This window comes from Acidobacteriaceae bacterium, assembly GCA_035944135.1.
Classification (GTDB): Bacteria; Acidobacteriota; Terriglobia; order Terriglobales; family Acidobacteriaceae; genus Granulicella.
This window is the reverse complement of sequence record DASZBM010000002.1, coordinates 1,003,410-1,024,601: the sequence shown is the minus strand read 5'-3', so window position 1 is coordinate 1,024,601 and position 21,192 is coordinate 1,003,410. Positions and strand designations below refer to the sequence as shown.

Below are 21,192 nucleotides of genomic sequence, written 5' to 3'. Positions count from 1 at the left end.
ATTAGCAGCCTCGAAGCAGCAGCCTCGAGGTAACATCATCGAAAGACGGAAGGAAGAAACTTAATACCGGTGAACTAATAAACCCAATCTCTCGATTGGGACCATTTTGTCGGTCAGATCGTCGGGGAAATATGTTTATATATTTGTCGATCCGCATATAACCAGACCACGTCGACTTACGTTGGAGAATCACTATTCGACATGCTGATCGCTGGATACGCGGTACAGGCGCCGTGTCGATAGACCCATGAAAATCCTGCGCCGTTGAGAGCGTAGGCGACCTATCCACCGTCATCACAGGCGGGACGTGTCCAGGGCGAAGCATTTCATTCTAGAACGTTCAGCGCGTAAACCGAACGACTTACCACAGTATCGCCTCATCTAGCTCTGCTGTTGGACCTCCGAGCCGGCGTCTACAAACCAGGTGACCGCCTCCCCAGCGAAGCCTCTTGCGCCAGCTCAACCAGTCGGTCGCGCCTTCGACGTCTCGTCCACCGAATCCGTATCGCAGGACGGCAGGCGAGTAATGAGAGCAAAACGGCGCGACGGGCGGGGTGCATGCGATCTCCTTCTGGTGGAATGCTCAGGGCACGCTGGCGGGAGCGAGCAGACCGCCGCGGTCACGAACGCGATTGACGGAGCGGTCCAGAGCGCGCGGCGATCCGGGACCGAATGTGGTGTCGTAGACCTGCCCATAGTTGCCGATGGATTGCAGGACGTCAGCGGCCCATGTTGGGCGAAGGCCGAGTGTGCCGCCGAAGGCGCGGGCGGATTGCAGGAAAGTCTGGACCGCCAGTTTGGATGCGGCTTCTGCCGAAGCGAGATCATGCGAGCTTATGCCGAGATCTTCCGCATCGAGAAGAACGGAGATGAGTGCATTGGTCAGGCTCGACCACGTGGGGTCGTCGGAGCGTGTGGCCATTGCGAGCGGATGCAGCGAAAGCAGCGTGGGCAGAAGGATGTGTTGTGATGCGAGCTTGCCGAGCGATGCGCGAAGTAGCGACAGGCGCGTTCGATCAGATGCGATTGCGGCGCAGTTGCCGGTCACGTAGGCGGCTTCCATTTCGCCCTCTTCCTGGAATGGGAACGGAAGGAGGTCGAGGTGATGGGCGGCGAACCATTGTTGCAGTGCAAGCTCGGTTTCTGTTTCGGCGAGGAAGCAGATTTTTCTACCGGAGAGAGCGCGCACGCTGTTGATGTGGAGCGAACGCGCCGTCAGCAAGGAGGTGCCGTCGTAGAAGACAGGAAGGGAAAGGAGAAGGCTTGTGTCGGATGTGTGGGCGGAGTTCGAGCTGAGAGTTGCTATAAGGTCGACGCTCCCGCTTTTCAGCGCGGCGACGGCGGAGTCTTCGTCCAGGAAGCGGAGTATCTCTACTTTGGCGTTTAGGCCGAGCGCCGCGACGGCCATGCCCTTGCACAGGTTGTCATCGAATTCGGCGCGTGAGGCGTGGTCGTCCTCGTTGGAATATTCCGCGTCATCCTCGATAACCCCGCAGTGGACAATCCCGGAGGCGCGTACCCGCGCGAGCGTCGAAGGCGCGGGCGATGCCTGGGCTGCCGCGGTGCTCGCGAGTAGAACGAGGGCCCACAGCAGGTTTTTCACGGGCGCCAGCTCCCAGAAGAGGGGATGCCGGGCTGTGAATCAGGACGAGGGTTGAAGTCTGGCGGCACGGGATTGGGGCGCCCCCAATCTGTTGGAGTGATGCCGAGTGCCTTGCAGCCTTCGCCCTGGTGGTGCGGATAGTGATTGATTTCTCTGCGCGGAATGATCGCATAGGACGGCCGCAACGGTGGCTGCTTACCTTCGAGACGAAGATCGTCGAGGCCGGACAGCATATCGCCGACACCGGGCACCTTGTCGTCGGCGGGTCCGAGCTGGTCCTGTCCGAACTTAGCCTTGCCGATCGCGCGCCCACGCTCTTCATCCGGAAGGTCGGCGAGTGGGACGAGACCGAAGATCTCGTCCACGAGTTTGATTATGGAGCTGTGTTCTTCCATCTCATGCGAGATGCCATGCGCGACAGCGTAGGGGGAGATAAGAATGGATGGGATACGCGGGCCCTGGTCGAGCGGAAGACCGTGCGCATCGTGCGAGCGCACCTTCGGGAGCTCGTGATCGTATTCGCCGTCCGATTCGTCGTAGGCGATCAGGATGACGGAATCTTTCCAGTAGGGACTCTTGGCGATTGCATCGATCTCTTCGGCGATTAACGATTCGCTGATCTGCGAGTCCGAGTAGCCGGGGTGGTCGTCGTCGCCGGCGTAGATTGTGGCGAGGCGCGGGTTGGGATCGGCGGGCGGAAGATTGTGCAGATTGCCATATCCGCCGCGCACGTAGAAGACGCCTTCCGCGGGCAAGCGGCGCTTCTTTACGTCCATAAAGAAGTCTTCCAAACCACGCAGATGCGCTTTGACTTCGGGGTTGTTGGAGACGTAGCCGAAATACGCCGGGCCGTTGTGGTGCACGACGTAGCCTTTGTGGTTGGCGTCGCCGGAGGGATCGTTCGGCTCATGATCGTAGCCCTGCTGATACCAGCGCCAAGGAACGGCGGTCGTTCCGTGACCGGCGATCTTCTCGATGTCGGCCTGCACGTCGCCGAGGTCCATCTTTGGATTGCCGTCATGCGCAGTTGTCTCGTGAATGCTACTGCCCATGAACGAAAGCGGAAGCGATGCGAAGGTGAGATTGGGCAGTGGGTGCGCGGCAGGAACAGGCTGCGGCTCGGTCTTGTTCGGGTCGAGCAGTGATCCCCAGTAGGGAAGAGCGTTCACGACCATCGGCAAAGCGGTTCCATCCTTCGGACTGGCGAGCTCCGGGTGCAACATCCACTGGGTTTCGCCGGTCTGGCCCGCGATCATGGCAACCGCGTTCGGCCCGGAAGGCCCGATGACTGTGTCGAAGAAGTGATCGAAGAGAGTGAAGCGATCTGCGTATTGCCAGAGAAAAGGAACTGTGTCGCAGTCGACGTGCGCCATGACGAGCTCACCGAACTGTTTGCGTTCAAGAGTGGGCGCGTGGTTGGGCTTGCCTTTGACGATTGTGACGCCTTCTTCGGTCAGCGCATATTGATCGTTGTGAGGAACGAGGTGAGCATCGAGCGAAAGCTTGCGAGCGATCGCGGTATGCGCGTGGTTGACCGAGGAAATGTCTGCGGGATAGAGCGGGATCGTTGCTCCGGTAGCTGTCTTCACGAAAGCTGGTATGCGGAACGGCGAGATGGTTCCGATGGTGCCGTCCACATTCACTATGGGCTGCACGAAGCCGGCTGTTTCTTGTGACGACTGCGAATAGAGTCCGTCGGCGTTTGGAAAGGTCCCGAAGTAAAAATCGAAGCTGCGGTTTTCCTGGAAGAGAACAAAAACGTGACGGATGCGCGAACGCGCGAGGGCGAGTTTGTCGGCGTGCGAAAGTGCAGGTTCAAGTACGGGGTCGATGATGTATTGCGCTACCTTCGCATCGTTTGCCGCGTGCACCTGGGCGTGACCGGCGTCCTGGGCTGCGCAGGTAGCGCTGCAGGCCGCCATGCATAACGCGAGACACCGCCAGGTGTTCCTCATCCCAGGTTCCTCTCAAGGTTTGTCGGTTGTTCACGGCGGTAGTCGCCAAGAGGTCTTTGTTTATCGTTTACTGTAGCAATTCGAATGAGCTGGTATTCGTGTGAATTTGGGCGATGGTCTGGTGTACAGGGCTGCTGCTGGGTACATGTGCCGCATGCGCTCAAAGCTATCAGAATCCGGTGCTTGGCGGGATGAATCCGGGCACTTCAGTGGTCCGAATGTGAAATGACTACTACCCTTCACCAGTTCGTTTGAATATTTTCCGGACCGTCTATCACAGCCGTGACCTAGTCCCCTGGCAAGGTATCGGATATGCGCTGGACCGGCCGGAACAGTTCGTCGCTTTGTAGACGCTGTGTTCACAATAATGGGCTTTCGGGAAAAAGTGCGAACTCTCGGGGTTAATGAAGTGGTGAGTAAATGGTGTCTCAGGGGCATTCAGACTGAGACACTGGCTTACTTTCGTGCGTTGAGGGGATCTGCATGAAATACCGCATCCCGAGCCCTCACTGCGCGGTTGGATTACCTGACAGTGCGAGTGGAGGAAGACGTTGTGGGAGATATCGAATCTGAGGCAGCCCACTTGTCTGGTCCTATGCGAGAATCGTTCCGATCGGTCCCCGCCCGAAACATTGGCGCTTGCCGCCATTCGCGTCGAAAACGACCATCTGACACTTCACCTTACCGATATAATGACATCAAAAGCCAACGTAATCCAACTTGATGTGGGGTCACACAATGGAGTCGGATAAGAAGCGCAAAGAACTGTCGAAGAGGGCATACGACTATGTTCGCGAGCGCATTTTGACCGGCGAATATACGTTTGGCACTTCGATCTCCCGGCGCGATCTTGCGGCCAATCTCGGCATGAGTCTGGTCCCGGTCAACGAAGCGATGAGCCGTCTGGAGAATGAATATCTGATTGAAAACGCTCCGCGCGTTGGCACTAAGGTCAGGATTCCGTCACCCGAGGATATCCGCGGGTTCTGGGCTGTTCGAGAAGGACTTGAGACGCAAGCCGCACGACTGTATGCCCGTGTTGCCACGAAAAAAGAGCACAAGGAGTTGACAGCATTGGCCCAGGAGTTGGACAGGATGCACGAGGCCATGCACGAGTCTGATCCGGATGCCACGGAGCCTGATCCGAAGGTGCTCTATCGGTGGCGCTCAGCACACATGCGCTTCCATATGCGCATTGCCGAAGGTACGAAGCTGCATTACCTGACGGGGGAGATCGCAAAGAATCAGTTGCTCGTTTTCAACTGGTTTTATGACCATCAACTGTACGGTGGAAGGAAATTGCCGGCTCACTGGCATGAACAGCTAGCGCGCTCTCTTGCCGAAGGATCTGAAGAGGCTGCTGATGCCGCCATGCGCAAGCACCTGCATAACAAGCTTGAAGAGCTGATGCAAACGCTTGAGCGCTTTCTGTTGATGGACGAGTCCTCTCTCGCACGATGGAAGGTTGCGACCGTGCAGAAGAGCACAGGGAAGTCATCAAAGGCCGGGAAGAAGCAATAACACCCGGTCAGCCCTCTTATCCGAGGGGCGTTACAGTTACGAGGGTATTATTTTCCTGCGGAAACCAATGGACGGCGTTACGAAGCGGTCTTCCAAAGCCGTCGTAGGCGATTTCCATTACGTCGCCCTCTTGCAGACGAACGCCTGCTCCGAAGCTGAGTAGACCAGCGCCAAGATAGTGGACATGCGCATCTCCAGGTGTGCGGTGCCGTTCAAATTTGAAGTGGTGGTGTTCTATGTTTCTCAGGCTATGACACATCTCGTTTTCACCAGTTCGGATCGAGCTGGACCAGATCGTCTGTCCCTCGCGCTGAAGGCGCACTGTACCAGGCACAGAATTAAAATCCGGATTGATGACAAGCTCGGGACCTAACGCGCAGGTCCTCAGCTTGGAACCAGCCAGATTCAGGTAGTTCTTCTTTTCGAAGACATGATCGGAGAACTCATTTCCCGTCGCCATACCCACGCGGAAGGGAGTGCCGTCTTCTGATACGACGTAGCATGCCGCGACCTCGGCCTCTTCACCACCATCTTCGGCATAGGGCGGCACAATCAACGGCTCTCCATGTGCGCGCAGGATATTTCCATTGCCTTTGTAGAACCATTCCGGGGCCGGGCCGATACAACCCTCCTCCGGCTTACCACCCTCGAGTCCCGACTGGAAAATACGCATGCTGTCGGTTAACTGATCGGGCTGCAGATTGTGCATTGCGTTGCGGTCTTTTGCGCTTCCCAAATGCGTAAGTCCAGTGCCAGAAACAAGACAGCGCGAGGCCTCGTACGGGTGATCGAAGGCGGGCAGAAGGCTCCACGACGAGCGGTTCGCATAAACTTCGTCATACGCGAGCGGGTCATTCGAGCGAATCTCTGCAATGCAGGCTGAGAGGCTTGCCTTCTTTCGAATCGCTTGCAGCGCAAGCTCATAGATGGAGGAAACGCCGCTAAGAAAATGCAGGTTCGGCTCCTCGACGACAGCCACCCGGCGAACCGCGTTGCTGCTTAGCTGGACCAGACGCATGCCTTCCTCTTTCCTTCCTATGCGGTGGGGTCTTCGTAAAATAGGGGCTCCGCGCTCGAGAATCGATCCGCGGCGCCCTGAGCGGCCTCAAGAATAGTGAGCGCGTCTGCGGCATCGTCCAGGGTGGAGAGCGGCGCTTTTCCGCCAGCGATACATTCCTTAACGAAGAAATCGATCTCTTCTACAAAGCCTTCTTCGTAACATGGCAAGCCCCATGCCGGACCGCCATCGTCCTGAAACTGCGCTTCATTCCACGAGTAGCTGACACCGCCCTTTGTGCCGAGGATTTTGTAGATCACAGTCCACGGATCGTTTGTCGGATCGTTCGCGGCAAAGCTGCACCAGAGGTTGGCGATAGCACCATTTTGCATTTCGCACGTGATCATCGCCTGATCTTCGCATGTGAGTCGCTCGTAGTGGACGCTCGACGTCAGGCAGGCAACGCGCTTCGGTCTGCCGAGAAGATATAGCAACGAGTAGGCGTGGTGCATGCAAACCGCACGCAGAACGCCCCCATAGATTGCGGCGATCTCCTCAGAGTGAAACACGTTGTACAACACAAACAGGCTGGCGATTTTGCCGAGTTTGCCGCTCTCGATGAGTCGCTTGGCTCTCCGTAGTGAAGGAACATAGATGTAGTTATGCGCGGGCATGCAGATGCGCCCCTGCTCCTTTGCCACCTTCTGCAGCGTGCGGATGTCTGCTCGTGAAGAGGCCACGGGTTTTTCCAGAAGCACGTCCTTGCCAGCGCGCATCGCGGCAACGGCCGTGGAGACGTGATCTTCCAGGGGAGTGAGGACGTGTACACCACGCACTTCCGGGTCGGCGAGAAGCTGTTCGAGTGATTCGTACTGGCGACCCCCGAACCTGGATGCGATAGCCGCCGCCTTGCCTGCATTCACGTCGTATACACCGATGAGCCTGGCGCTTGTGCTTGCGGACACACCGCGTCCGTGCATTTCCGCCACGATGCCCGCACCGACGAACGCTACTCCGACTTTCGAATCCATGCCATTTTCTCAAACGGTCAATTTGTAGAACTTTCTTGCATTCTCACCAAAGAGTTTGCGCTCCGTGTCGTCATCCATCCGGTTTGCCAGAGCGGCCTTCAACGCTGCGACGACGTCATCGTAGCTCCCCGCAAGAAGACAAACCGGCCAGTCGCTGCCGAAGATGATGCGGTCCCAACCGAAGCAGTCCACCGAGTGCTGAATGTACGGCTGTAACGACTGTGCCGACCAGTTGTCGTGGTCATCTTCTGTTGCCATGCCGGAGAGCTTGCAATAGAGCCCCCTATCGGCGAGCTCCGCCATCAGAGATCGCCAAGGTTCCATCACGCGCTTTGCGATCTCCGGCTTCGAAATGTGATCGATCACTGCGCGCCGCAAAGGAACCTTATCCAAAGCATCGAGTACAAACGGCAAGTGCCGGGTGTAGGTGAGAAACTCAAATGGAAAATCGTCGTCCGCCACGATCTGCAGGGATCGGAGAACCTGAGGCCGCAAGATCCAATTCGACTCGGGGAGGTCCTGCAGCATCGGCCGCAGACCTATGAACTTCGGGTTCTTGCGGTAGCGCGCGAACTGTTGCGCGAACTCTGGGCTATCCATATCCAGCCAGCCGACAACGCCGGCAATAAATTCATGCTGTGCGGCAAGCTCAAGCAGGAAGTCTGTCTCCGCCACTGTCTGAGCAGCCTGCACGAGCACGGTGCGATCGATGCGATGGCGCGCGAGGATAGGCTGCAGGTCTTCCGGCATATAGTCGCGGCACAGGATGCCCACGCTCTCGCTCATCCAGTGATAATCGCCGCGGGAAGCGCGCCAAAAATGCTGATGACCGTCGATTCTCACAATGCAACTCCGTACTTCTTCAGCTTCTCCCAGTCAATGTTCACGCCGAGGCCCGGCGTATCGCCGACATGAAAGTATCCATCCTGGAGTTTTAGCGGTTCGGTGAGAATTGGATCGAGCGATGGGATGTATTCGACGAACAGGCCGTTCTGGATCGCCGCGACCAGCGGGAGATGCAACTCCATTACAAAATGCGGGCTAATCTGCATGTTGTGGCAGTCCGCCATGTGCGCAATTTTGAGCCACTCGGTAATGCCACCGCAGCGGCAGACGTCCGCCTGCAGGATGGAAGCACCGCCGCTCACCACGTAGTCGCGGAACTGAAAACGCGAGAATAGCGACTCGCCGATCGCGATGGGGATAGACGTGTGCGCACGTACAGTCGCGTGGCCCAGAATGTCCTCCGCCGGCAGCGGCTCCTCAAACCAAAAGAGGTTGTACGGCTCCCACATGCGTGCCCGTTTGGTGGCCTCGGCGGCTGTGAAGCGCTCATTCGCATCGACCATCAGGTTGCGATGAGGCCCGAGCACCTCGCGTACTGCAGCGATGCGCTCCGCATCCTCGGCCGGATCGTCTTTGCCAACCTTGATCTTCGTCCCACGGAAGCCGGCAGCGACAATTTTCTTAGTCTCTTCGACAAGTTGGTCGATCGTGTGATTCAACCAACCTCCGTCCGTGTTGTAGACCGGAATGCGATCTTTCGCGCCGCCAAGCAGGCGATGCAACGACATGCCGGCCAGCCTCGTCTTCAAGTCCCAAATTGCGATGTCTACCGCAGCAACCGCCAGTACCGCAATGCCGCCGCGTCCCACCCAGTCCACACTTCGCCACATCTTGTTCCACACGCGCTCATGGTCGCGAGGGTCCATGCCCTTAAGCAGTTCGTCGAAGCTGTTATTGATGACCGAACAAATCTCCCGTGCGCCGTGTGGAATGATGCTGTAGGTGAAGCCGCTCCCCACAAGGCCTTCGTCGGTTTCTACGTGGGCGAATACTACGTCCATATGGCTGAAGTGACGAATGGCGTCGTGCATCTCGCGATGAACGGGGATTCGATATAGTTCGGAAGATACCTTCCTGATTCGCATGAATCTCCTCAAAGTATCGTTACGAGCGAAATAGACTTCCGAAACCCAGGGTGATGACCGCAAGCATGATGAATCCCAGGCCGATTCGCATGCACCGCAACGTGGAAGGAGGCGCCGCACGCCATTCGCCAGTCATTTCGCCAAGCGCGCTCGACCACAGTAACAGCGCAGCCATGCACACGGCGAAGCCGATAGAATTCCCGAATTTTCCCATTATGCTAGCGCCCACGCCGTACCCCAGCATGCCAAAGAGCCACAGCACCGCTGCCGCAAGCGCGAGTAGCATCTCACGCCCCGAAGACTGAACAAAGCGGTTCCACGTGCCGTTCTTCTTCAGCAGATAGAGAGTGAAAAACAGATTTGGAATGTATCCGGCGCCCAGCACCACAAACCAGACCGCGAGCGTCGCCTTCTGCGGCGAAACGCCGTTGGCGGTTGCCTGTTGCGCGATGCCGCTGCCGAAAACGAAGCCCATGTTGATCATGGAGCCGAAACATCCCGTAAAGATGCATAGCAGGATACCCAGGCGAAACGCCTGCTTTGCCGTCGATTTGTTTCCAGAAAGAAGTTCGCGCTCACGGCCAGCTTTTGCGAACAGAACGAGACCGACGGCTAGCAGGATCGCGCTCACGAAGAGCGCGATGCCGACCCTGCCGAGTAGATCTTCGGGATGAAAGACCGCGAGAGGGATAGCGCTGCCCAGGAGGGAACTGAGCCCGATCACAATCGCGAAGGCCATGGCCATACCTACACGAACGATGGAGAGACCGAAGGTCACTTGCGCGATCCCCCAGCCGAAACCAAAGAGCAAGGGCAGAAGCAGTTGCCGCGGCGAAAGGGATGTGTAGAACGTTAGGGGGTGCGGGATGCTCCAAACGATGAGCGCGCCTGGAATCAGCACCAGCGCCAGCGTTGCATAGACAAGCCAAGTGTTTTCCCATGACCAGCGACGCGAGAGCTTCATCGGCGCGGCGAAACTGGCCGTCATCATGCCGCTGAAAGCGACGGTCACGAATCCCAGTACCGGGTGCGCGGAGGGTTGCAAAATGATGTGGACCTCGTTGAAAAATCGGGAACTCAGCTAATTTTGATTGCCAGTTGTCTGATATCATACAGACCAGAATTACGAACATCAATCGAGCAATCTATACTCTCAGCATCAGATCGGTTTCCCAAATGAGATACCGGTCCCCAGTTCGACCCCATACTATCCCTCTAGGCAAACTATGAATAGACGCACCTTCAATAAACTTGCCGGCTTTACGGCATTGGCCGCACTGGCTGACATCGATATGAGCGCCGAGGCTGCTGCTAACGCCTCAGGCGAAGTCATTCTGCAGGACGACGTGTTCATGGTCGCGTTCGATCCTGGGTCCGGAGCGCTCACGCGCATGGAGCACAAGCCAACGAATTGGATAGTCCAGCGACGTCCCGCGCTTGGCGTATCGTTTCGGATGCTGGTCCCGGTACCCGGCCGCCGCGCGAATTTCGTTCTCGGTCAGAAGCAGCGCCCAGTCAGCGTCAGGAAAATTTCAGACGATCAGGTGCGGATCGTCTGGAATGAGCTTGCGAGCGAACACGGCGGTGTCCTGCCCATCAACTTTGCTGCAACGGTTACGTTAAAGGGGGGCAAATTGAGTTTCGACGCCACCGTCGAGAACAAATCGCCTCACCCGATCGAAACGATCGATTTCCCTTACTTCGGCGACCTGAATCCGCCTGCTCGCGACTCCTCTATTGCGGCGCGAACCATGTGGTACGGGAATCTCGGGAACGACGAGCTGTATCCGAACTTCGGCAATGCCAAGGGTTATTGGGGTGTCGACGTTCCAACCAAGACGTTCGGTGCCAATCGCAGCCTGTTCTGCCTCATCCAGGCACCCACCGAGGGTCTCTATTTTGAGATGTCCGATCCCACGCTGCCTTACTACCTGGAATACACATTTGAGCAACATCCAGGTGTAGTGCACGGGGCATTGGTGCCCAAGACTGATGAGTTCTCGGGCTTTCCCGTACATCTGGAGTTCCGCACCTGTCACTTCGCGTATGTCCAACCCAACTCAAGCAAAACGCTTGCGCCGATTGTCGTCCGCGGCTACAAGGGCGACTGGCACGCGGCAGTTGACGTCTATCGCCAGTGGCGCGACACATGGTTCAAAAAGCCGCACCTCCCGGCATGGGCGCAGGATGTGCACTCCTGGACCATGCTGCGCATGAATACGCCGGAAGAGGACTACACCATCTCCTACAAGAAATTTGTGGAGTACGGGGAGGAGTATGCGAAGTACGGCGTAAAGGCAGTGCAGCTCATCGGATGGAATATCGGAGGCCAGGACCGCGACGATCCTTCGCAGGACACCGACCCGAATCTCGGCACCTGGCAGGATTTCCACGACGCGATCGCGAAGGTGCAGTCGCTTGGCGTCAACGTCATCCTCTTCGGCAAACTGAACTGGGCCGATCTGACTACAGACTGGTACAAGACGGAGCTCTACAAATATGAAGCCAAGGATCCCTACGGCATTCGCTATGAGCAGGGTGGCTACAACTACGTAACTCCCACGCAGTTGGCGGGCATCAACACGCGCCGCCGCGCGGTGATGGACTTTGCCGACCCGCGCTATCGCACGATCGCACTAAGAGAATTTCAAAAGATACTCGCGCTCGGTTCCACCGGCTGGCTCTGGGATGAAATCTGCCATCACTCGGGGGCGATCTACAACTTTGCGCCAGGGCACGGCTACAATCCGCCCGGATATATTTATGCTGGCGATCTTCCGCTCTCAGCCTCACTTCGCGACGCGGCTGACAAAATCAGCCCCGACTTCCTCTTCGCCGGTGAGGGACCGCAGGACTGGCTCATGCAATACTTTCCCGTTTCTGAAGCAGGCGTGAGCGCAACGCCAATCTGCCAGTTCCTCGATACGCGCAACTCGCTGATGATTGCGGGTGTCAGCGGATTCGACGATCGGGAGCAATTGAACAACATCCTGCTCAACCGTTGCGTTATCCAGTACGAACCCTTCCTCTACAAGGGCCATCTGCACGATTTTCCAATGACCATGGCTTACGGCAAGAAGATTGACGACCTGCGCCGCAAGTACAAGGCGTATCTCTGGGACGGCGCCTTCCGCGATAATCTAGGCGCGGAGGTCAGCTCCGACGGTCAGCATCGTTACTCGGTGTTTCTCGCAGAGAACGGTAAGCGTGCTGTCGTCGTCATCAACCTCAGCTCCGACGCGGCCCTAACCGCCAAGGTGACCCTATCGAACCCGGGCACCCTCATCGAAGCTACACCGGAGCAACCTGACGGAAAGTCATCGAATGGAGCGCTGCAAATTCCCGCGCGTTCGGCTGCTGTTCTCATAGAAGTCTGAATTCTTCCAGATCAAAGAGGAAGGGAACTCCGTGGTGATCTCGAAAGGCTGAGGCTGCGCTGCTCGACAAGCCATCCCAGCAGACTTTCAGCTTCTGATCCCGTCTTTATTAATAGAAAGATGAACATCTTTGCTGTTCTGGACCTAAGGATCGGAACGCCGCAATCTTCAAATCGTGCTGGGAGTTGGTGGCAAGAAGAACCTGGCAAGTAATTCCTTCACGCTACTCACCTGGCTGTGTCGCGTGATCGGATGCCCCTTAGGCTTAAGGGAAGCGAAGCGAAACGCTGAACGGCCTTCGCAGCCAGAAGGGGTGCAGCCAACTGGCTCTTCGTGCGCAAAAAACCAGTTGACATCGAAGAGAGCGATAGCCTAACGTTTCACTTCGCGGCAGAGATTAGATAGAGCCGCCCACTGTAGCCAATCGGCATTGGCTTCTGTGGGCGGCTTTTCGTATGTGGAGATAAATCCTTCGTAGAAAGACTCAACTTCTCGGGAGCGCGTTTCGATGACACGCAGAACTACGAGAAGGGCTGAGAGCAAAGGTCTGAGATACCCTCAACTTCCGCCAGACCCACAATGAACTACGATTCACAGCTGATCTGTTTCGCAAGGAGACCACCGTAATGCACTTCAAGTCCATCCGAAGGACACTCGCCGTTCTACCGCTCGCGCTGTGTGTGCTGGCCGCTGCGCCGCGAGCATTGGCACAGGCAGTCACAGGGACTATCGTCGGCACAGTTACCGACGCCACCGGAGCCGTGGTACCCAACGCCACCGTCGTAATTAGTCTCACTGGTCAAAACGTCTCGCATAACACAACCACGAATGAGAGCGGCAACTTCACTGAGCCTGACCTGGAGCCCGGAACTTACAGCGTGGTTATCACCGCGCAGGGATTCAAGAAAGAGGCCTACGACAATATCGCCGTGCTGACCAACACTACCCAACGCGTTGACGCGATTCTGGCGAACGGCAGCACTTCCGAGGAGATCACCGTCACCACCGCGCCTCCCGCTCTGCAGACCGATCGAGCCGACATTTCGACCACGATCGAGCAGCATCAGATCAGCAATCTCCCGCTCAGCAGCGGCAATAGCTTTCAATCACTGCTGAATACCGTGCCAGGCATGGCGCCTATCGTGTTCAACAACTCGCAGTTTTACAACGCGAACAACGATCTTTCTACGAACGCAAATGGGCAGTCGTCCTACGTGAACCTCTACCAGATTGAAGGCATCGACGACGATCAGCGCACCGGAATCCATATCATCCTGGTGCCGCCTGCCAACGCTATCCAGAACGTCGATATCACGACCAACAACTTCGAAGCCGAGTTCGGACGCGCCGTGGGCACGGTCGTGAATGTGACGTTGAAATCGGGAACGAACAACTGGCACGGCAACGTTTTCCAAAACATGGAAAACAACGGTGTGAATGCGCGCTCGTACTTTCAGACCGGCCCCAACGGGCGTCTCGTATACAACTACACGGGCGGTAGTCTCGGCGGTCCAATCCTCAAGAACAAGCTGTTCATCTTCGGCGATCTTCTGCGCGTCTCTGACCACGAAGAAGCGAACACCACCACGACCGTTCCCTATTACAACGTGAGCAATAATGTGCTCAGTCTGGCCGGCTACAAAGGCCAGGTTTATGACCCGAACACCGGTGACACCGTCGACTGCCAAGGCGGATCGAATCCAACGAACTGCGGTGTAGGGCGCACCGCGTTTGCAGGCAACCTGATTCCATTATCGAACCCCGGCATCAGTCCTATTGCGCTAAAGGTGTTTCAGGCCATCGATGCCTTGGCGCGCAATCCCAAAACCAATCTCAATTCAGCCGCGTATCTGAACGGGGCCACCGGTAACAACTTTTCCGCCAACCTGCCTTTCCACAAGGATATGTGGAGCTACGACATCAAGTCTGACTACAACATCACCAGCAAGGATCACCTGAGCGGCCGTTTTAGCCACCAGCACATCAACACCTTCCAGGCGCCGCTCTTCGGCGCGTTCCTCGGTGGCCCGGCCGGCGGCGGCTTTGAGGCGACCGGTATTGAAAACGCGTACAGCACCGGCGTCAACTACGATCACATCTTCTCGCCGACTTTGTTCACGGAAGCTCGTGCCGGTGTCGCTCATCTACGCAATTTCGCGACGCAGACGGACTACGGTGCGAACGATGCGCGCACACTCGGTATCCCTGGCAACGGTCCGAACGGCACGAACAACACGCTAACAACCAGTGGTCAGATAGCGTTCAATGTACCCAACTTCGCCAACCCCCTGATCGGATACTCCGCCTCACTGCCTTGGCTACGCGCGGAATCCAACATTGACTTCGCCAATAACTGGACAAAGATCATCGGCAATCACCAGATGAAATTTGGCGCGGACATACGCCGTATCCGCGACGACTTATTGCAGGGCAACAATAACGCGGCCGCTGGCAATTTCTACTTCAATGAGAACGCCACTTCCGCTCCGGGTGCGCCCTCGTTCAATGGCGGCGCCACCGGCCAGGCCAATGACTATGCAACGGTGCTTTTCGACGTTCCCTTCCAGGTAGGCCAGGACACCAACAGCACGTTTCCCGCATACCGCCAGACGTGGCTGTTCTTCTTCGCCTCGGATAAGTGGCAGGCGACGCCCAAACTCACGCTGGACCTGGGCCTTCGCTGGGAACTCTACCCACCCGCCACACCTCGCAAGCCGGGCGGTTTCGTGAACTACAACCCGAACAACAATCAGCTCGTCGTCGCCGGTCAGGACGGAAATCCGTCGAACCTCGGCATGCAAAGCAACTACAAGAACTTCGCGCCGCGCCTGGGAGTCGCGTATCGCGTCAATGAAAAGCTCGTCGTTCGCACCGGGTTCGGTGTCAGCTATGTGCCGTTCATTGACAACACGTATGCATACAACTACCCCATCAAGACGAGCACGTTTTACAACAATAACGCGACCTACGGTCAGGCCCTTAACCCTATCGGCGGCGTCGTCAACTTCGTAACGGGCGTCCCGGCAACTCCGACCGCAGCCTTCGGATCCAACGGCACGCTGACCGAAACTGCCGCGAACGGAACGATCGGGTTAGCGAACCTGTACATCCCGCTAAACTTCAAAAATCCCTACGTAAGTTCCTGGAACGCCGTAGTACAACAAGCGTTAGCGCATGACTCCTCACTGCAACTGGCGTATGTCGCCAATCACGGCACGCGCATCAGCATCGAGCAAAACATCAATCTGCCGAGCATTTACGGCCAAGGTAATTCTTACGAGCCACTGGCGATAGCGTTCGGCAAAACGGCTGCGGTGACGCAGTTCATGGTCGGCACTTCGACGAACTACCAATCGTTGCAGGTACAGTTCAACCGTCGGTTCCATAGTGGCTTCGGTTATACCGTGGCCTACACTTGGGGCAAGGCGTCAGGTTATGTCACTGGGGCGCAGACAGGCGCCTTGTTCTATGGCCTCACGGCTCCGAACCCACACATGAATTACTCGGTCCTGGATTTCGACCGTACTAATAATCTTTCGTCGACCATCACATACGAACCTCCAATAGGCAAAGGCCAAAAGTACATGAAATCTGGCGTTGGCGCTTATACGCTGGGTGGATGGAGATTGTCCGCCATTATTCAGGGAGTGTCGGGCTTGCCCTTCTCTGTCACGGCGAACAGCGCTACTTCAGGCGTTACGCAGACGGCCAACCTGACCGGCACCTATAACGTGACTCACGGCCACACCAGCGCCATCGTGGCAGGCTCGCCGACGTGGTTTACTCCCGCGGCGTTTACACCGCCCACCTGCACACCATACTCAAGCACCAATCCCAACCCTTGCGTCCTTGGCAACACGAACCGCAATCAGTTTCGCGGACCGGGTTACTTCGCTGACAATCTTTCCCTCTCCAAAACCTTCCCAATCCACGAGAGCTGGAGCGTTGACGCCCGCTTCGATGCATTCAACATGACCAATACCCCGGAGTTTGCGAACCCATCAAACGCGATCACCTCGGGTACCTTCGGCAAGGTCACCTCGGTCCTCGCCAGTGGCGCCGGCGTCGTGAACGGCGTAGGTGGCCCACGCGTGCTGCAGGCATCGGTGAAGATGAGCTTCTAACCTGGGTTGTTGGGTAAACCTCCTCCCCGCGTCCGGAAGGATGCGGGGATTTTTTCTACCTCACTGCCCACCTGGCCCAAGGACTTATGCAAACAATACCTGTCCGCCAGAAAGTCCATTTGACCTAAGCAAATCCGCGAATGCGAGTCCCGGCATTTCACGAACGTCAAGGCGTGACGGGATCCCGTTGATATATCAAGGTTCGCGGCGGAGCAGGATGACGCCGGCAATAAAGAGAGTCGAGGCTGCGCCCAACATTAACAGGATTGCGTGGCGATAAGCAGCCTGCACCGGCGGAGGGGTAGCGCGCGTCGTGTCGAGACATTGCGCGCATCCTTGGGCGAAGGCTGGTGGGACCGTACAGACAAACAGGATGGCGGCGATCGTCGGTAGTAATTGCAAACGGCGCAGGGTCACTGACCGTACTCCAGCAACGCGAAGAGGAAGATCCAAAGCAGACCCATTGCGTGCCAGTACCAGACTGTTGCATCGACGACAACCTGGCGCGTGGCCAGTTGCCGCGAGCGAATCAGGAAGCTGAGAGCCGTGACCAAGGCTGTGATCCCGAGGAAAAGGTGTGCGGCGTGTGCGACTGTGATCAGGTAAAAGAAGTGGCTGCTCGCGTTGGAGTTGAAGAAGACGTGTTGTGCCGCGAGCTGCGACCAGGCGATGTATTGGCCGATGAGAAAGAGTGTGCCAAGGGCGAGTGTGGCTGAGAGCCAGATGGCCGCGCGGCGCGAGGTCGGTCGGCCAAACCCGAACCATTCGTCCATGAGATCTGTCTCGCGGAACATGCTGCGCCGCGCTATCTCAGCTGCGACGGAGCTGACGAGAAGGACTGCGGTGTTCAGCCAGAGGATCGATGGGATCGCTGTGGGTAGCCAGTCGTTGATGAAGCGGCTGTAGGCGTCGAAATGGCCGGATGTCTTCGCGACGAAGAAGACGCTGACCAGCGCGATGAAGAACATGAGGTCGCCGCCGAGGGCGAAGAACAGGCCGATGCGCGCACGGGACAAGCGTTCGCGGGGGCCGCGGCGACCTTGAGGACGATCACTCCAGTTATCGCCGTCACCATTTCCGCCGGTGCGCTTATCAGTTGGCGGACGACGGCCAGACCCACTATCGCCTTCACCAAGGTCGCCGGGACGCCCGGGACGCCGGGGCTGATAAATTCCGGGAGGTGTAAGGATCGTCGGCATAGGACAGTTTTGATGCCGGAATCAACGGGCAACAACAGCTTACTCCTGTTCAGCGGTGGATGGCTGTGGACACTCCCATTGTGGCGTGAAGGAGGTCCCGTCGTCGGTGTAATGACAAGGAGGGTTATAAGCCACCGGCACTGGGAGGTCGGGCGAAGGTTCGAGCATCGCCTGAGGAGCCCATTCCATCGTCGTCGCAGACCATGGGTTATCGGTCCGAATCGAGGGAAAACGCAATGACTGCACCATATTGAACAGGAAGAGGAGTTGCGTGAAGCCGAGGGCTAAGGCTCCGCCCGTGATGTGGAACTGAAGCACCTGATGCGCGCCGAGAAGTGCCTGTGCGGGCGGGTTGAGCCCGGTGAGCTGCGCGTAGCGGCGCGGCTCGCCGGCCAGACCAGAGAAATACATAGGAAGGAACGTGGTGTAGGTGAAGAGCAGCGTGAGCCAGAAGTGCCATTTTCCTAGTCGTTCGGACAGCATGCGACCCTGCGCGAGCAAAGGAAACCAGTAGTACGTCGCGCAGAAGAGGCCGAAGACTCCGGCCATCGCCATGATGAGATGGAAGTGGCCGACGATGAAGAACGTGTTGTGCAGATACTCATCGAGGATGGGCTGGGCAACTATGATTCCGCTAAGACCGCCGGCGATGAAGAGCGACACGAATCCCAGCGCGAAGAGCATCGGAGTGGACAACCACGGACGCGCACGCCAGGATGTCGCAATCCAGCTCAGTACCTTTGCTGTCGCGGGGACGGCGATCGCGAGTGAGGCAGCGGCGAATGCCGTTCCGGCGAAGGGATTCATCCCGGCAACGAACATGTGGTGACCCCACACGAGCAGTCCAAGTAAGCCGATGGCGAGCGTAGTCGCGATCATCAGGCGGTAGGCGAAGACACGCCGCCGCGAAAAGTTTGCGATAACCATCGAGGTAAGGCCCATGCCGGGAAGGATGGCGATGTAAACCTCCGGGTGGCCGAAGAACCAGAAGAGATGCAGCCATAGCAACGGCGAGCCGGTGCCATGATGCGAGACGAGTGTGGAGTTGATGACGTCGCCGTGCGGGATGAAGAATGCGCTGCCGAGATGGCGATCGCAAAGCAAGAGGACTATTGCTGCGAGAAGAACGGAGAATGCCGGAACAGCTAGCAGTGCGGCGGTGAACCATCCCCATACGGTGAGCGGCACCCGGAGCCAGGTCATCCCTGGGCAGCGGAGCTTCACGATGGTGGTGAGCATCACAACCGCGCTGATAGTTCCGCCAATCGCGAAGAGCGCGATGCTTGCGAGCCAGACATCCTGCCCAGCTCCTTCGCCGGGGCCTGCGAGTGGCGTAACCGAGAGAGGAGGATAGGATGTCCAGCCTGCAATAGGACTACCGCCGGTCACAAGGAACGCACAGAGAAGGACGAGGAGAGCCGCGGCCGTCGTCCACATGCCGAGAGCATTGAGGCGCGGGAAGGCCATCCGACGCGCTCCAATCTGCGCAGGAAGGATCAGATTGCCGAAACCCGATTGCGGCGCGACCGTCAGGACGAAGAAGAGCATCAGCGTACCGTGCATCGTGACAAGCGCGAGATAGTCCTCTGGCAGAATCGGCCCGTGCAGCGGAAGCTTCCAATCAGGCCAGGAGAGATGAATTCGCATCAGCCACGAGAGGATGGTGCCGAAGATGAGTGCCGTGGCCGAAATCGCGAGATAACCGAAGCCGATATTGCGGTGCGTCGTGGAGGTAAGGGCGCGACCAATGCGATGCACGCGCGCGGGCGTGGTGCGGAGCCTCTGCGAGGGCGCACTCATGGTTGCACCTCAGCGGTCAGGCCGCGTTCCTGCTCCGTGAGCCACTTATTGAAGTCTGCTGCGGGAAGGACCCGCAACATCGCCTGCATGCGGTAATGGCCAAGGCCGCAGACCTGCGTGCACAGGATCGCGTAGTCGCCCGGGCGCTCCGGCGTGAAGTGAATATGTTGCGTCTGGCCGGGAACGGCGTTCTGCTTCAGGCGCATCTCGGGAATTGCGAAGCCATGGATGACGTCCACCGCGCGAAGCATAAGGTCGACCTCGCGCCCGGCGGGAAGCACGAGTTGAGGTCGAACGAGATCGTCAGCGCCATGCGGGTCGGCCGGGTCAAGACCTACTGGATTGCCCTCAGCGGCGTTGACGAGCTCATTGCGCGTGCGTCCGAAGGTCGCATCTGTGCCGGGGTAGCGAAAGTACCAGGCAAACTGCAACCCGGTGACCTCAACCTGCAGGGCGTCCGGCGCAGCGCCTGTATAGCGCTGCGTCGCCCAGAGCGAGCTCGCACGGCTTCCGAGCAACAAAAATGTTGCGGCAAACGCCAGCAGAGGAAGGTACTCAAGCGTGAGTTTGTGGATCGGGCGATGCGCCCGCCGACGCGAGAGCACACCGACGATCAGCAGCAGATTCGCAAACGCGAACAGCGCCAGAGCAATCCATAGATTGAGCAGCAGATGCGAGTCGAGCGCGTGCCCATGCCACGAGCCGTCCACAGGCAGATGCCAGAAGCGGAGTGCTGGCGGGATCGCCTGCGCGGAGAGCATGAGGTGATTGTAGTTTGCAACAAGGCCGAATCAGGTCGCGCGATTCTCGAGAACAATGTCGAGGAAGAGTTGATGAACGCGGCGGTCTTCGGAGAGCTCTGGGTGAAACGTCGCAGCGAGGATGCGCCCAGAGCGAACGAGTACGGGATCATCATCGCGGCGGGCAAGGATTTCAACGCCCGGCCCTATGTGACTGATTCGTGGCGCGCGAATGAAGACCATCTCCATCGGGCCTCCGGGCAGCATGGTGGGCGCGTTGAGAATGACCGAGTCATTCTGCCGGCCGTATGCGTTCCGCTCAACCGCAATGTCGAGTACGGCGAAGCTGCGCTGCGGCGGGTTCGTGACCTCTTTCGCAAGCAGGATGCAGCCGGCGCAGGTTCCGAAGACGGGCCTGGAGCGTACGAACGTGTCAAGGACGTCGTAGAAGCCGGCGCGTTCGAGGTGCTTGAGGAAGGTGCTGGATTCGCCTCCCGGGATAACCAGCCCGTCGAGGTCGGCGAGATCGTCCGGCTTGCGGACGAGGTGCGCGGAGGCGCCCAGTTCGGCGAGCCGCTTTGCGTGGACGTCAAAGGCGCCCTGGAGAGCGAGGACGCCGATCTTTACGCCAGTCTTGATGCCGGTCCGGGAAGAATTGGTGCTCACCCTTCAAGGGTAGCAGTGTGGCTTTCGAGTCCCACGACGGTACTCTTGCGGATCATTGACGGGTTTGCGTATCGTTTCGCGCGGGAGAAAAACCACTGATGTTGACGTTGCTTGCTGTGGCCCTATTTGTGATTTCGGTGCTGTTTGCGATGGGTGAAGCGGCCTATAAGCAGTCGTTCCCCAAGGTGACGGGAGCGTTTGTCGTGCTGTTTGCCGCGCTGCTGATGGGAAGCGTTTTCGTTCACTGA

General features: G+C 57.8%; 15 protein-coding genes. 4 read left to right on the top strand and 11 right to left on the bottom strand.

Going from position 1 to position 21,192, the window contains the following annotated elements:
* Positions 1 to 583 precede the first annotated feature (583 nt).
* Together VGU25_07000 and VGU25_06995 are read right to left on the bottom strand one after the other, a co-directional pair.
* A complete protein-coding gene (locus VGU25_07000; protein HEV2576941.1) occupies positions 584 to 1,603 on the bottom strand; it encodes a transporter substrate-binding domain-containing protein in 1,020 nt (339 codons plus the stop codon).
* Positions 1,600 to 3,558 carry an alkaline phosphatase family protein gene (locus VGU25_06995; GenBank protein HEV2576940.1) on the bottom strand — a complete coding sequence of 653 codons (1,959 nt, stop codon included), beginning with the start codon at positions 3,556 to 3,558 and terminating at the stop codon, positions 1,600 to 1,602. The genes VGU25_07000 and VGU25_06995 overlap by 4 nt, the downstream gene beginning before the upstream one ends.
* Positions 3,559 to 4,296: 738 nt before the next feature.
* Between VGU25_06995 and VGU25_06990 the strand changes: the two genes are divergently transcribed.
* Positions 4,297 to 5,079, top strand: coding sequence for a GntR family transcriptional regulator (locus tag VGU25_06990; GenBank protein ID HEV2576939.1), 783 nt, complete (start codon positions 4,297 to 4,299; stop codon positions 5,077 to 5,079).
* A gap of 16 nt (positions 5,080 to 5,095) precedes the next feature.
* On the opposite strand, the gene araD1 is transcribed toward VGU25_06990, so the two are convergent.
* The 5 genes from araD1 to VGU25_06965 are packed head-to-tail and all read right to left on the bottom strand — an operon-like array spanning position 5,096 to position 10,083.
* Entirely contained in the window at positions 5,096 to 6,097 is a 1,002-nt protein-coding gene (araD1, locus tag VGU25_06985; GenBank protein HEV2576938.1) for an AraD1 family protein, read from the bottom strand.
* 17 nt (positions 6,098 to 6,114) lie between these two features.
* Positions 6,115 to 7,107, bottom strand: a complete 993-nt coding sequence (locus tag VGU25_06980; protein HEV2576937.1) for a Gfo/Idh/MocA family oxidoreductase — start codon at positions 7,105 to 7,107, stop codon at positions 6,115 to 6,117.
* Positions 7,108 to 7,116: 9 nt separating this feature from the next.
* The gene (locus VGU25_06975) at positions 7,117 to 7,950 is read right to left on the bottom strand and encodes an amidohydrolase family protein (protein HEV2576936.1); all 834 of its coding nucleotides are present in this window, start codon (positions 7,948 to 7,950) and stop codon (positions 7,117 to 7,119) included.
* Complete coding sequence (locus VGU25_06970) at positions 7,947 to 9,038, bottom strand: mandelate racemase/muconate lactonizing enzyme family protein (protein ID HEV2576935.1); 1,092 nt, start codon at positions 9,036 to 9,038, stop codon at positions 7,947 to 7,949. The genes VGU25_06975 and VGU25_06970 overlap by 4 nt, the downstream gene beginning before the upstream one ends.
* Positions 9,039 to 9,057: 19 nt before the next feature.
* Positions 9,058 to 10,083 (bottom strand): L-rhamnose/proton symporter RhaT, encoded by a 1,026-nt coding sequence (locus tag VGU25_06965; GenBank protein ID HEV2576934.1) that lies wholly within the window; start codon positions 10,081 to 10,083, stop codon positions 9,058 to 9,060.
* 181 nt (positions 10,084 to 10,264) lie between these two features.
* Here VGU25_06965 and VGU25_06960 point away from each other — a divergent pair, with 181 nt between their 5' ends.
* Both VGU25_06960 and VGU25_06955 read left to right on the top strand, forming a co-directional pair.
* Positions 10,265 to 12,415, top strand: coding sequence for a DUF6259 domain-containing protein (locus VGU25_06960; GenBank protein ID HEV2576933.1), 2,151 nt, complete (start codon positions 10,265 to 10,267; stop codon positions 12,413 to 12,415).
* 626 nt (positions 12,416 to 13,041) lie between these two features.
* Positions 13,042 to 16,539: a TonB-dependent receptor gene (locus tag VGU25_06955; GenBank protein ID HEV2576932.1), complete on the top strand. Its 3,498-nt coding sequence runs from the start codon at positions 13,042 to 13,044 to the stop codon at positions 16,537 to 16,539.
* 413 nt (positions 16,540 to 16,952) lie between these two features.
* On the opposite strand, the gene VGU25_06950 is transcribed toward VGU25_06955, so the two are convergent.
* Genes VGU25_06950 through pdxT form a run of 4 tightly spaced genes read right to left on the bottom strand, consistent with a single transcriptional unit; the run spans position 16,953 to position 20,944 of the window.
* Positions 16,953 to 17,738, bottom strand: coding sequence for a cytochrome c oxidase subunit 3 (locus VGU25_06950; protein HEV2576931.1), 786 nt, complete (start codon positions 17,736 to 17,738; stop codon positions 16,953 to 16,955).
* Positions 17,739 to 17,777: 39 nt separating this feature from the next.
* Positions 17,778 to 19,538, bottom strand: coding sequence for a cbb3-type cytochrome c oxidase subunit I (locus VGU25_06945; GenBank protein ID HEV2576930.1), 1,761 nt, complete (start codon positions 19,536 to 19,538; stop codon positions 17,778 to 17,780).
* Positions 19,535 to 20,299, bottom strand: coding sequence for a cytochrome C oxidase subunit II (locus VGU25_06940; GenBank protein ID HEV2576929.1), 765 nt, complete (start codon positions 20,297 to 20,299; stop codon positions 19,535 to 19,537). Before VGU25_06940 ends, VGU25_06945 begins: the two co-directional genes overlap by 4 nt.
* A gap of 30 nt (positions 20,300 to 20,329) precedes the next feature.
* Positions 20,330 to 20,944 carry a pyridoxal 5'-phosphate synthase glutaminase subunit PdxT gene (gene pdxT, locus VGU25_06935; GenBank protein ID HEV2576928.1) on the bottom strand — a complete coding sequence of 205 codons (615 nt, stop codon included), beginning with the start codon at positions 20,942 to 20,944 and terminating at the stop codon, positions 20,330 to 20,332.
* 98 nt (positions 20,945 to 21,042) lie between these two features.
* On the opposite strand from pdxT, the gene VGU25_06930 reads away from it, so the two are divergent.
* Entirely contained in the window at positions 21,043 to 21,192 is a 150-nt protein-coding gene (locus VGU25_06930) for a hypothetical protein (GenBank protein HEV2576927.1), read from the top strand.